Origin of the sequence: Natronomonas salina (genome assembly GCF_013391105.1) — an archaeon.
In the GTDB taxonomy this organism is placed as follows: Archaea; Halobacteriota; Halobacteria; order Halobacteriales; family Haloarculaceae; genus Natronomonas; species Natronomonas salina.
The window spans coordinates 1,637,603-1,650,575 of the sequence record NZ_CP058335.1 but is presented as its reverse complement, the minus strand read 5'-3'; the positions used below and the strand labels follow the sequence as shown (position 1 = coordinate 1,650,575).

Annotated in this window: 10 protein-coding genes; 7 read left to right on the top strand and 3 right to left on the bottom strand. The window is 52.6% G+C overall.

Translation table 11 applies throughout. From position 1 onward, the window contains the following. Positions 1–162: 162 nt before the first annotated feature. Positions 163–2,211, bottom strand: a complete 2,049-nt coding sequence (locus HWV07_RS08710) for a DEAD/DEAH box helicase family protein (protein ID WP_178333924.1) — start codon at positions 2,209–2,211, stop codon at positions 163–165. A gap of 230 nt (positions 2,212–2,441) precedes the next feature. Between HWV07_RS08710 and HWV07_RS08705 the strand changes: the two genes are divergently transcribed. The 7 genes from HWV07_RS08705 to HWV07_RS08675 all read left to right on the top strand — a co-directional run bounded on the left by HWV07_RS08705 (position 2,442) and on the right by HWV07_RS08675 (position 11,667). Beyond that, a complete protein-coding gene (locus HWV07_RS08705; RefSeq protein WP_178333923.1) occupies positions 2,442–2,669 on the top strand; it encodes a PDDEXK family nuclease in 228 nt (75 codons plus the stop codon). Further along, positions 2,660–2,899, top strand: coding sequence for a MutH/Sau3AI family endonuclease (locus HWV07_RS20100; protein ID WP_178336029.1), 240 nt, complete (start codon positions 2,660–2,662; stop codon positions 2,897–2,899). The genes HWV07_RS08705 and HWV07_RS20100 overlap by 10 nt, the downstream gene beginning before the upstream one ends. A gap of 744 nt (positions 2,900–3,643) precedes the next feature. Then, positions 3,644–5,620, top strand: coding sequence for an ATP-binding protein (locus HWV07_RS08695; RefSeq protein WP_178333922.1), 1,977 nt, complete (start codon positions 3,644–3,646; stop codon positions 5,618–5,620). Positions 5,621–5,632: 12 nt separating this feature from the next. Then, positions 5,633–7,774, top strand: a complete 2,142-nt coding sequence (locus HWV07_RS08690; RefSeq protein ID WP_178333921.1) for an AAA family ATPase — start codon at positions 5,633–5,635, stop codon at positions 7,772–7,774. Positions 7,775–7,776: 2 nt separating this feature from the next. Continuing rightward, the gene (locus tag HWV07_RS08685) at positions 7,777–9,243 is read left to right on the top strand and encodes a hypothetical protein (protein WP_178333920.1); all 1,467 of its coding nucleotides are present in this window, start codon (positions 7,777–7,779) and stop codon (positions 9,241–9,243) included. 212 nt (positions 9,244–9,455) lie between these two features. Further along, a complete protein-coding gene (locus HWV07_RS08680; RefSeq protein WP_178333919.1) occupies positions 9,456–11,063 on the top strand; it encodes a hypothetical protein in 1,608 nt (535 codons plus the stop codon). A gap of 262 nt (positions 11,064–11,325) precedes the next feature. Continuing rightward, positions 11,326–11,667, top strand: coding sequence for a DUF8169 family protein (locus HWV07_RS08675; protein WP_178333918.1), 342 nt, complete (start codon positions 11,326–11,328; stop codon positions 11,665–11,667). Between the two features lie 153 nt (positions 11,668–11,820). On the opposite strand, the gene HWV07_RS08670 is transcribed toward HWV07_RS08675, so the two are convergent. After that, on the bottom strand, positions 11,821–12,261 hold the full coding sequence (locus HWV07_RS08670) for a hypothetical protein (protein WP_178333917.1): 441 nt from the start codon (positions 12,259–12,261) through the stop codon (positions 11,821–11,823). Continuing rightward, the gene (locus tag HWV07_RS08665; RefSeq protein ID WP_178333916.1) at positions 12,261–12,578 is read right to left on the bottom strand and encodes a hypothetical protein; all 318 of its coding nucleotides are present in this window, start codon (positions 12,576–12,578) and stop codon (positions 12,261–12,263) included. Before HWV07_RS08665 ends, HWV07_RS08670 begins: the two co-directional genes overlap by 1 nt. Positions 12,579–12,973: the final 395 nt, after the last annotated feature.

Here is a 12,973-nt window from a genome sequence, read left to right as displayed (position 1 = left end):
ACTTCATCTGTGATGATTCGGTTGACTTCATCCGCATCCATGAGTGATGTAAAGGTACTATCGTGGTACCTACTTGAATTCATCGCCGAGTACTGATTACCGAATATATCAACTAACGGCTCTGTCTCGATATCGTATATTCGAACCGAACTATCGTACCGACTACACTCCAAATTCGCGGCGTAAATCCTGTAGTGCCAACCTGGCTCTATCTTCATTGAGAGCGGTCGCAGCGAACTCTTCGAATCTGTCGAGCTCACGCTCCAGGATTCCTTTTTCTGAGGCAACAAGGTCGGCGTCCGGATCCGTGGTTGGGACAACGACCATATCGTAAATAATCGCTTTCTCTTTTCCACTCTCTGGGTGCTGCCGAAGGACGCGCCCCCGTCGCTGGACGAATTCCTTTGGATTCCGACTGTTGGCCATGAGGATTGCCTGTCGAGTAGAAGGTACGTCGACTCCCTCATCGAGGCACTTCATAGCAACAAGTGCCTCATAGCTGCCATCCGCAAACGCATTCAGGAGTTGTTGTCGCTCTTCATCGTTCTCTTCTGCGGTGAACCGATGTTGGACAATTCCACGGTCGGCCATTCGCTCTTGAACTTCGTCGATCTGCTCGTAGTTCGTGTACACGAGCAGGTGGTCAATCTCTATTTCATCGAGAATCGCCTCTAATTCGTCATATTTCCGGCGAGCACTTTTGAGGATATTCGCACGCTTGTTGAGTAACCGTTCGCGGGTTTCCTCAATATCAGGACTCTCGCTGTTACTGAGCCGAGCAATCTTCCGCGAAATACTCCGGTATCGTTCGAGTTCCTCTTCATCCATCTCGACGACCCTCGGATAATACTCGTAGGGTGTGAGATATTCCGGGATGGCGTCTTTGAGAGTGAACTCAAAGACGGTCTCGTCGAAGTAGCGAAACAGGAAATCTGTCCCCTCTTCGTCGTAGAATCGCTCCGGTGTGGCTGACAACCCTAGTCGATAATCGAATTGCGGTACAAGCCCTTTCCGCTGGTGTTCAGCCCCGAGGTTGTGCACTTCATCCGCGATGACGAGTGCGTCGCAGTCCAACTGCTTCAGTCGCTCGCGGAAGAACTCGTGAGAGCCTGTCGCGTGGGTTGTGATGATTATCTCCTGTTCACTGAAGCCCAATTCTACGTCATCGAGCAGCGTCGACAGTTTCCCCTTCCACTCTGTGTCGTATGACCCATATAGGAGTCTCGGTGAGTTATAGCCGAAGTCAGCCAGACTATCTGCCCACTGCTTGGCCAGGTGTGTCATCGGGACAGTGATGACCACGACGAGTGTGTCGTCGCGCGCCCTGTATTCATCCAGTAAGTCCCGCATTGCTCCGATTGCCGTGTACGTCTTTCCTGTCCCCGTCGCCATCTCGAAGAGCCCGTGGCGACCGTTTTCGACCCAGTTATCGACAGCTTGCTGCTGATAGTTTCGGAGTGTTATCCCCTCGTCTTCGTCGTCATCCTCTGGCTTTTTGCTGGGAGGTCTTGGATACGGCCGTTGGTCAGTGGTACGTAATTGTTGGAGCTGGTTGGCAATCGTCTCTGGCAGTGTGAACGTTGTCACGTTCGGCTTCTCGTTGTTCCAGAGTGCATCGAACCGAGCCTCGTGCATACCGACTGCCTCGGCCTCTCGATCGCTCACCCAATCGCAGTCGACAGTGTAGGCCTCATAATTCTCAAACGCGTTCTGGCTATCATTCTGTGAACCATGAAAAGCAATCCGATTGCCCTCCTTGTCACGAGCAATGCCAAACTTATCGTGGAACTGCCCGTGGAGTTTTCCGTCTGGTATGGCGAATTTGAGTTCCAATAGGCCATCCGCAATCATCCATGCTATGGCGTTGCGAGTGTCCGTTTCCAATTCGTGCGCTAACGATTCAATCGACGACCTCAGCGCTTCTTTCAGCTGTGGATCCGACCGGGCGGCCTCTCCAGTTTCAATGGCCTCCCAGTCGTCTTCAGACAGAATTGGGCTGGCAATCCATCTAGCTGTACCTGCATTTGCTGCGAGCCCGACAATGCCGCGTGCCGCACTTTCAAGCCAGCCAGTGGTGAAATAGCCAACCCCTCGTTTGTACTCGATGGCCTCGCTGAGTAGTGGGTCGTAGAAGTCAGCCGCAAAATCGACATCAGATGTCTCAATGACTCTGGGCCAATCTTTTTCACGAAACCCGGCTCCCTTATCCATACTTCCGTGATACCTGTTCTGGGTAATCAGTTATTGGGTTGAATGATGAGGCAGTGTGGCCAATCAAATATATGGGGGATATGTTACGTTCTGGTTCGAGTGATAGACGGTGTGAGCCATCAAATGATTCAGTTGGTCAACATCCCCAGAGTTTCCCTAGAGTTCCAACGCTTTCATCATACTCGATTCAAGAGAAGAATTCAAACGGGGCGGTGGCAATTCTGTTAGCTATGTCCGGATTGCTGCATGAAGCTACCACGTCTGAACAAGATATTCTGAGGGCGACTAAGGCGCTGCTCAGAAAGATATTCGGGGATATAGATGAGGAAATTAACGGCATCCAAGATGTACGTGCTCGTTCTAAGCATGGGGTCGCAAACGTCATCGAGGAAGGGTATTTTGGCATCTCGATCAACAACTCCCAAAACCCGACTTCGAAGAGGCTGGAATTGAACTAAAAGGGACCCCACTGCGGCCGACGGGGGATGATGAAATAGTCCGGCCGAAGGAGCGCCTGGTGCTGTCGATGGTGAATTACAACGATATCGCAGAGGCAGACCACTGGGCGGAGGTCCCTGCTTTACGAAAGAAGCTCAATAAGACGCTCATTATCTGGTATATTCATGGGACCGGTGAGGACCGAGCCGATTATCCCTTTATATGGTGGGCTTTAGGAACCGATGAATGAAAACAGCCGGTCGGCACAATTGCAGGGTAACTCTGCCCCCTCTACGTTACTGCTCCACTAGTGGGAAACGTACGTCTTCCAAGTTCTTACATACGGAGTCAGCCTGGTTAGGTAGATTTCCACTGAAGGAGCCCGGTTCGAATATGGTGTAGTGGAGGGGACCTCTGCAAAGGCGTTCAGCTTGGTCGATGTCGCCACTCCCATCCCGCCCGACGCGAATCTGACAGCCGTTCATACCGGCAATAGATACGTTGTCGATGGACACAGACAGGTGAACAGGTCGATTCTGACACTACTGTCACGGAATATCGTCTGCTGTTACATCATCGTCCAGTTCGGAGTGCTCTCCCTCTATCGGAACTTGAACCTCATCACAGAGGTCCACCAGCCAAATCCAGTGCTTGGCGGCAGATGGTTACTGTAGAAGACTTGTGTCTAGCCATCATCCGTTGTCCACTGATGTGGGGTAGGGTACATAGAATGAGAATCTCCCGACTGAGACAATAAAACCGACTCCAAAGGGAGTTAACAGCGAACCAGTAGGATGTCATTCTAAGGTTTCTTGGAACGGAATCATCACCCAAATCACATCAGAATTCCTGAATTAGTACGCACAACTCGAAGAAGTTAGTATCCAGGGGTAGCGTTCCAGTTTGAATCTCACGAGAATAACAGACAAAATGGTCTCCGCAATACTATTATGGCATTGGGTAGTGGGTGACCACTAACCCTGGATTCGTATATATGGTAACGCAAGACCCTGAGAAGATTGAGCAAACCTCCGATTTAGCGCAACTCTCGAGTTTTCTCGCAAAACAGCACGATCAGTACTTGGAGATGCTCCAAGAGCCGATCGATAACTCGGTCTCCGCAACTGTAAAATCCGAGCAGTATTTCAGAGATCCAGAACCCGTCAATATCCAGATCGATTTAGAACGCCGTCCGAACACCGTCCGTGCGATTGTAGCCGATGAAGGTCCAGGAATGGATCGGGATACGATTCGCGAAATTATATTCCAGACTGCAAATGAGAAGGCGTCTGATGGCATTCTCAACAACATGGGTGCGGGGCTCAAAGCCAGTATTGCCTGGTGTGAAAACTCGCTCCGGATGGCTCCAGGAGCGAATTTCTCGACAAACGGGTTCCATCTGCTCTCCCGAACTGGTTCTGACGCGCCGATTCAGCGGGTTGATGGGCCGATTAGCAATGAGATGTCGGTCTACAACTCGGAGGATGAGGAGCTCTGGGCGGAAGGCGCTTCGGAACTCTCGATAGATTCTTCCGGGACTCGCGTGCATTTGACCGCCGCACGGTCGGATTTCGATGTCGATGTTGCTCGACGCTCATCGAGTATGCAGATGAAGGCCAGCTACGTTGCGCTGGTACTCGGCATTCGATTTCGGCGGCTGTTGGGTGCACAAGCGGACAACTCGATAACGATCACCTACCGAGATATCGACGGGGACGAAGAGGTTTCCTCCGAGGATACGATCAAAGTACCTCCAGTCGACGTTGCGTTCATAGACGCAGCCGAGTCTGCCCCCTCGGATATGGCCGACTACGATTCGTTCGAGGAATTCGAAGCCGCGGTTGCTGACTTAGAAATCTCCGAAGACGCGAAATATGGCTACGATACGACGACGATTACTGACGAACTCGGGGTCACGTACAACGTCTCCTATGAGTATGGGAATATTGATCTCAAGGCAATGGGTGAGGCGGTCGACGCCGATGAGCGCAACTTCAAGGTGACAACGGACGGGAGCGATAACTTCCGCTATCGCTATCGGATTTCGACGAACGATGCAGGGGTTGACGTATATGCAAACGGCCGAGTGTTAGACACAAATGAATGGCCGTTCGATATCAGCCGACATCAGACACTAAACCGATTCAATGGGGTGATCCGCATCGAACCTGCCTCCGAAGAGCATGAGGTACCGACGAATAACGAGAAGACAGGTATCGATAAGACATCGTCTCTGTGGGAGAAGTTGCGGAAATGGCTCAATGACGACTCTCGGAGGCCACAACGAACGCAATACGAGAGTGGTAGTGACGATGATGATGACGATCCAGGCAGTGGCGATGGCGGTGACACTGGTGACACGAACGGTGGCGACGATGACACGGGTACAGGTGATGGTGGCGACGACACGGGCGGTGAGGGTAATATCACTGGGGGGGACGGGAACGAGACAGACGATGATGACGATACAGGTGACGACAACGGCGACGACACAACCGATAGTGATGATGAATCCGGCGGTGACGACGATGACGGCTGGGATGACGACGACGAGACCGACGACGATGAGGATGAGGACGAATCTGACCAAACTGACATTGAAGGACTCGTTGACAACCTAGAAGCATCCGCAAAGGCGGGGGGCAGCCTCCAGGCGGAAACGGAGATCGATGGTGGCGAGATTGATCTCATCCATAATCAAGCGGATGGGCCGACAAACCTCTATAAGATCGTACATGGCCAGGCTCGCCCCGAAGACATTTACGAGATGATGATGTACCAAGACCACTTCAAAAGGTCTGGAGACGGAGACTATGGGCAGACTATCCTGCTCTGTACTGGTCTTACCGATGACGCACAGTCCGATTACGACAGTATTACACGCCGGACCGACGACCACGATGGCCTGTATGAATTTGTCGTCGTCACGCCGGGAACGGAGTCCGAGGATCGGCCGTGGGTGACAGAGTAGCACCGCTTCACAATGTCTCCACGCAACAGCGTCGAACGAATTCCGGGTGGCGTCGATAGCCAAATCGCGTCAATTAATAAGATCCTCCGGTATGTCGACTTGGAATCGCCACTCGTCGAGGACCTTGCCGACTGGCTTGAGGAGGAATTCCCCCTCGAAGGTGACACTCGAGCCGATCGCGTCATTCGGTTTCTCGTCGGAATCAATATCTTAGCCAAAACTGGGGAACGGCTTAGCCCCGGACCCGAGGGCGGGAAGTGGCTTGCTGAAGGTGCGGATGCGGAAACGTATTTCGGAACCCTTGACAGTGAGACTGTCGGCTTTCGTGAAATTCTCGAAGAGCTATTCCGTCATGAGGCGAGCGCTGAGGAACTCAATGTGTACCTTGCAGACAATATCGGTGTTGACTGGGACACAGCGGAGCAGGTGACGCGCCGGCTGCATTATCTCCGCTCAATTGGATACGTAGAACTTGAAGATGGTAGGTATTCGCTCAGTGAGGACGGCCGAAATTTCATCGAGGGGAAAACTGTCCGGGCACAGTTCCAAGACCCGCCGGACCATACCGATATTGTCGACGTTTTCGACCAAGACAATCCTCCCGAAATATATCTCGTAACCCAAGATATTGGAGATTTCCACGAGAACCAAATCCTCATTCCGGAAGACAACCAACATGATATTTCGGCACGGGAGCTATCGGCAAATGTGCTATTTTTCCACCTCGTGGAAGACGAGTTCCGTGGGTATTCACGCCAATCAGAAGCGGCGACCGAAACTACGCAAAACGGCACACGATATCGGCGCGTCCCCGTCGACGTCGTTCGGTTCGACGACCCCGTCAGTATGCAGGAAGTTATCGGTGAACTGTTGCACGCCGATTCAATAACCCGCCCTGACAGCTACCCGTTCTTAGCGACCGGCCTAGCAGACGTCACGATCGGCGAACTCGGTTCAGCCGCCGCAAAAACAATACTCGGCTCCGTCGACGCCGGTCACACATACTCAGAGGCAGTCCCGGAGTACGAATTCGAGAATCCCCCGACATCAGACGAGATTGAGGATCTCTATTACCCAGGGGATGGTGTCCTTGCAGAGATCATCGGGCAGATGATCCAAGCGCTCACTGGCGGTCAACATATCGTCTTAGTTGGGCCGCCTGGAACCGGGAAGAGTGAGCTGGCAAAGCAGGTAGCTGCCAAGCTCACCGATTCATCCGTGACGATGGTGACGGCAACCGCAGACTGGTCATCGTTCGATACGATTGGTGGGTATCAGCCTGAAGGCCAATCCGGGCTGAATTTCTCGCCAGGTGTCTTCCTTGATCGGTTCCAAGACGATGACGGGAACCCAACCAACGAGTGGCTAATCGTCGACGAATTGAACCGCGCCAACGTCGACAAAGCCTTCGGCTCGCTGTTTTCGGCGCTGGCTGACGATAGCGTCACTACGTCGTTCAAAGCCGACGATGGCAAGGAGATCGAGTTGGTCACCAAGGCGGATGTCTCGGGTGAGTCGATTGCTGCCCACCGCTATTGCGTCCCCGATACGTGGCGACTTATTGCGACGATGAATACCCATGACAAGATGTCGCTGTTCGATCTCAGTTACGCATTTATTCGTCGGTTTGCCTTCATACACGTTGGGGCACCGAGCGAAGCAGACATCACCAACGACGCTATCGAGGAATATCTGACTCGGTGGAAAATCGCGATCGACGCGGATACTGCCGGCGAGGACACCGACGCTGAAGGCACAGCTGGGGAGACGAGTCCGGACGGTACGGAATCGGAGACCGAGCCAACATCCAATCACCAGATGCCCCCGGACGACCTAGCTGGTACATTATCAGACGAGTGGGTCGAGCAACTCCAACAATACTGGTCACAACTGCAGCCCCACCGCGCGTTGGGGCCGGCCGTCATTGAGAAAGTCGCTCGCACGTTGTGTGGTGAGGATGTGGATTTGACCCGGCCCACGAAGATGTATGTCATACCTCAGCTCGAGGATCTGCCGCGCCAGACCCAAGAGAATGCGATTGACGCATTGCTTGACCCAGACGCGGATCTTCAGCTCAAGGCCGAGGAGATCATCACATTCTCGGAAGACTACTTGGGAATCAATCGTAGCGATCTCCAGAACACGCAGGCGTAAGCATGCCATCGAATACTGAGGCAACGTTTCGCAACGAACTCGTCGCTGATGTCGCCGAGAGCTTCCATACGTACCTCGGAAAGGGGATCAGCATACCCGGCCCAAGTTCGCTGATTGATGGGGGCCCCACCCCGCAGCCGTCGCTCAACGTTGATGACTTGGACGAAGTACTTCGGGTTCACTTTCTGTTGAGCGGGCTCAACCAATCCAGCTTCGACGAAGACAATCCACGCGTAATCCCATTTATGCGGACGTTAGCGGATCGTGTCCGCCGGCTGGATGCGGATATTCACACTGAACGGCAGGTTTCCCATGGCGGTATCGATGGTCCTGTCGACTGGCAAGCGACGACGGAACTGTATCGGAAGCAGGGGTACGTCAATCGGACCGCGTATGTGACCCGTCGTGACGAGGATGAGCTGCTGATTACTGGGAACCATGTCCTTCGTGAACTGTTGGTCACTCTGCAGTCGGTCTTTGAAGATGAACTCGCGGCCGCAGTCGATGACCCGGACGACTTCCAGTGGCTGAATCCGTGGTTACAAGCCGACGATGGTGAGCCACTGAAACCTATCCTCGATCGGACACTGGCACGGAACCCGGTCATGCGCGCACTCGACCGGCGAGAGCAGCAACAACCCGGTATGACGGGGTCGGTATCGCTGCGGGAGATCCGGTCTGTAAAACGAACGCGAAAGCCCATCTATCGGGAAGCAGCCCACCTCCTGGAACGCTATCACCGCGTTGTCGACAGCCGAGATTTCTCTGAATCAGAAGCACGGGAAGTACTCAGAGATACGTATATTCGGCCCGACTCAGAGACCGGCAGTGATCTCTTTGAACTCTACTGGATGTTCTCGCTTATTGAGGCGCTCGGGGATGCACGGCTCAAGCCAGTCACCGACGGCGACGATTTGATTGCTGTATGGCGAGACACCGAATCGAGGTACGAACTCTATCGGACGAATCGAACCGAGGGACCGCTTGACTTTACAGTCCCCCTGTCCGACGTCGAGACCGAAGTTGAGACCGCTCCCGGCGAGCCGGAAGGGTATCTCCCCCGAATGTTCGCAGCCGAAGCACATGCTGCGTCTTATGCGGACACAGCATTCGACATTTCCCCGGATTCCAATATCTGGGCGGGGATTCCGGACATTATCCTCTATAAACTCGACCGGGACACCGGATCGCTCCAGAAGGTTCTCCTTGGGGAGGTGAAATACTCAGACAACAAGAGCTATCTCAAATCGGGAATTCGTGAGCTGCTCGAATACGTCTACTTGTGCTCAAACGGCGCCAATGAGTACTTACTCAAGAAGCCGTATCGGGATAGCGGGGTTGACGATCGTATCGAAGCAGTGCTCTTTACAAAGCAAGTCTCAGGGGAGGTTGTTGACGACTCCTTACCGATATCGATCGTCGAGCATGGGTCATCCTACATACCCTTCGAGAATACGGACGACGAGTAACGGCCCAACTCACAGAGCCTGGTCGATAAATAGCGCTCTGGCTTTACCTTGCCTCCTCTCGACGGCTGGCTTCCAATTCCCGAAATGCACTCTGACGCGTACTACTACTCCACTCACCACCCACGACTAAAAACTCCCTTTACCTATCGTTCTAATGTTCGACTCTAGGAGGAGTACGAACCTTTACAGTAACCCGGGTGTCGTGGACGGCTATGGGTGAACCAGTGCTGTATGCTTTCGACCCACACAACGAAGCTGATACCTCTATCGTTCGACGCGAAATATTCTGGCTCATCAAGGACCGCTTGATTGACACCAAGCAGACTGGATGGTCGCTCTCGCATGGACAAATCGAGCCATATCCCCCCGAGAGCGATGACGGGGTTCTGGCCCACATTTCGACGGAGAAGACAGATAGTATCAGAAACCTCCTCACCGACTTCTTCTCGAATGGCTGTGGGTTTCTCGTTCCTTTGTCTGAGCGGATTGACGACAATCAAATGAGCCGGCGGCTTGCTGGAATCGATGCCATCGGACTGATTGAAGACCCGACGAACCCCTCTATCGAACCACTTGATGGCGTCGGGGCGTTCTGGTCGGAAAGCCCGCTGCAGTTCCCGATGTTCACTTCTGATAATCGTCACTCAAAATCCGTCTTTAATATCGCCCACCCGTATGCAACGGGGACGGGACTGATGGCAGATGTCGACAAGGAGTATATGGTGAATCCCGATGGATTACGTCAATCGGATACCGCTGAGGGTCCATTGTATTCAGTCGTCCTTCGCCCCGATCCGCTAGATATTGACACTATCACCTCAAGACTTCAAGAATGCATTGAGCGGATTCCGACCGGTACCTCATTGACTGTATCTCGTCATTGTGAAGCTGAAGCTAAATTCGCGATGAACGAATTAGACCTCACGACCGGAGCGCTATCTGCCGGCAGCGTACTTCTTGAGTTGTCGGACCAAATTGACACAGATCCGGAGACAGTCAATAGGGTAATCGAAGTGTTTGATACGCTTGGTATCAGTTTAGCGGGGGAATACAAAACATCTACTGGCCACTTTTTCTTGTTCAAATTCCATCCCCGTCATAGCGAAGTCGAATCTGCGGGACCTGCATTCGATGGAGCACGCGAACGGCGGAAATTGGCTCAGACGGAGTGGGCCCGTCAATCTCTTCCAGGTTACAAGCACCTCGACAGTGGGAAGCGCAAGCTGGATATTGCGACCTTTGGCGATTGGACGATTTCAGTCGAACGTCCCGGGAGAAAGGATGCTGATGACTTCACATATCATATCGATGGACCGGATTTAACGACGAAAGAGGAAACCAAACCACTTCTGTCGAGAGTGTTCATAGACGTTGGCCGACACTTGAATTGTCCTGATAGTGGAAAGGAATTCCTTGGGGCACTCTACCGGTTGTGGGATGCCCAAGTACCAATGAGCGAGGCTCCAGACATCATTGAGAAGCTGGACGCCGAGATGCCACAGTGTTCCGAGGCTGTAGAGTTGTGGTACGACCGACGGGTATTGCTCTACATCTTAGTTATCCAGTTTACCGTCGAGGACCTCAACTACCGATTCAATTTCCACCCGACATATGGAGGTCCGAGTTACCGCAAACAGGGCCGGGATCAACCCATGAACGGCCTTCTAAGAGTCGGCGCACAGCCATTCGACGAAGAGGCGTTCGATAACCTCGCTGAGAGCACGAAGGAAGGTGGTCTCATCCATCGACCAACAGAATTCAATGGTCCCACGCATCTCCGGGAGTGGTATCGAACGCATGGGTTACTTGAGTCCGACTAATAGGGACTAACTTGCTCTTCTCAGAGGTGATATTGACTTGGTCATTGTAGACGGCCTTGCCGACTAACCCATGTACTACTAATCCCGGAAGCATTCAACGGACTTGTTCTAGTCGGAGGACCAGACATCGCGAATCCAATTATCCGGTCTATCGTATCGCTCAAGACGTTTACCGGCGGGTTCTTTATCGCTCTCATATTTTTCGCTTACTCGGTCCATTCACCGTTGAAAGGGTAATCTCGCTCCTGATCGGCATGACGCTATGTTTCTCGATGTACACGCACTCTCTATATCTGATGAGGAGTATGCAGAAGAGCTTCTTGAAGAATTAGCGAATAGTAGCCCAAAAGAGGCACAAAGAGAACTCAACACCAGATGGAAGCGTTTTGACAAGGGGCAACAGGCTCTGTTTGGAAGAGGGAATATTGTCGAAGTTTTCCCAGCTGACTTGAATCCAAGCTTCCTTGGTAATTTGCGCTCTCGGGTGTCTAATGACGATGATTGTACTGTCATTGCTGGAGCTGTAGATTGGGCTGAAAGCAGGGGAAAGAGACGGTCGTTTCAGATGATCAGGGGGATTTCTGTGATAACGAAACAGAAATAAATGACGCAATTGACCTAACTCGGTCGTTCGCATGTAGCTTGTTTATCTGCACGGCTGCAGAATTCGTGGATGGTACCCGCTGAGGAGGCCGAGTCTATCTTTCTACAGGTCTGAATTCATCGAGCGGTATACTTCGTGTCAAGGGGGAACGACCTATCTCTTCTCTAGATTGAGGTTGTCGAGCTGCTCTATCACGATTTCGAAGGCATTCGCACCAATGTACCACGCACCTTGATTGAACTCGATTGGTGAGACAGAATCTCCGCAGGCCTCAACGATTTCTGCGCTGTTGGTCTCCCACTTTGGAGACTCCGTACTCACTAACCCGAGTTCCTCAGCGACCTGGAACACCCTGGTATCGACGGGGAACACGTAGCGGTACTCATCTCTAGTCACGTACTCCTCGAGGTTTGAACCCGAGACGATATCTCGGAGAAAGAGCGTGGCCTTCTTCGGGCCAACATTATGGATTGACGTCAACTCGTCGAACACCGTCTCGATATCACCATCCTCGATCGAGGCTTCGGTGTACTCAATGATACGATGATTGAAATCATCGAGTTCACCGAGGTACTCTATCGTCTCGACGACCATCAGCGGTCATGTTGGTTCCCGATACCCGCAGCTTCGAGTTCAGCAAGAAACTCTTCCTCAGAGAGGGCAACCGCATCAGCCGTCCATCGACCTTCGATTTCTATTTCGTACTCCCGAAGTACGGTCTCCGCCGCTTCTCGGTACTGACGGGAGAGAGTATCACTGCGCGCGCTCGCGAAAACCTTGCGAAACAGTAGATGGACTTGAAAGGGATCTTTCTCGGAGTCGAGGACCTGGGGAGACCCCTCGATATATTCCTCCTGATAGTGGTCGCTGAATGCGGCGATGCGTCCGATATCGTTGAAGGTCTCGGACATAGAGGCCGTCTCGACTGGGGCAGGTTTCTAAGTTCCGCCGATGAGCAATCTAAGTAGACGATCTCAGGCTTATACTGCTACCAGAGGAGGGTGATTGAGACTATCCGGAGGAGGGTGTATTCCGTAGGTTTATCTCATGGAGAGTACAGGCTAGACCCGTTAATGGGGCTTAAGGAGTGGACCAGACAGAAATTAAATGGCTCTACACGAGAGCGGATTGTTGGCCTCAAGGTGAAGGCTGGGGTAGAGTTCGTCTTTTCCATAATACGGAGTTGGCCATGGATATTGTCCACGTTCATCACAGTACACTTCCTCTTCCCATCAGGTAGCGGAAGTTTAGCAATTGGGCCCCTATCGGCGGATTTGTCACAAATCGAACCCGCAGCGATTGGTAT

Excerpts from the sequence above, each read along its gene's own strand:
- HWV07_RS08710 (WP_178333924.1), bottom strand. The coding sequence starts at position 2,211 with ATGGATAAGGGAGCCGGGTTTCGTGAAAAAGATTGGCCCAGAGTCATT.
- HWV07_RS08705 (WP_178333923.1), top strand. The coding sequence starts at position 2,442 with ATGTCCGGATTGCTGCATGAAGCTACCACGTCTGAACAAGATATTCTG.
- HWV07_RS08695 (WP_178333922.1), top strand. The coding sequence starts at position 3,644 with ATGGTAACGCAAGACCCTGAGAAGATTGAGCAAACCTCCGATTTAGCG.
- HWV07_RS08690 (WP_178333921.1), top strand. The coding sequence starts at position 5,633 with ATGTCTCCACGCAACAGCGTCGAACGAATTCCGGGTGGCGTCGATAGC.
- HWV07_RS08685 (WP_178333920.1), top strand. The coding sequence starts at position 7,777 with ATGCCATCGAATACTGAGGCAACGTTTCGCAACGAACTCGTCGCTGAT.
- HWV07_RS08680 (WP_178333919.1), top strand. The coding sequence starts at position 9,456 with ATGGGTGAACCAGTGCTGTATGCTTTCGACCCACACAACGAAGCTGAT.
- HWV07_RS08675 (WP_178333918.1), top strand. The coding sequence starts at position 11,326 with ATGTTTCTCGATGTACACGCACTCTCTATATCTGATGAGGAGTATGCA.
- HWV07_RS08670 (WP_178333917.1), bottom strand. The coding sequence starts at position 12,261 with ATGGTCGTCGAGACGATAGAGTACCTCGGTGAACTCGATGATTTCAAT.
- HWV07_RS08665 (WP_178333916.1), bottom strand. The coding sequence starts at position 12,578 with ATGTCCGAGACCTTCAACGATATCGGACGCATCGCCGCATTCAGCGAC.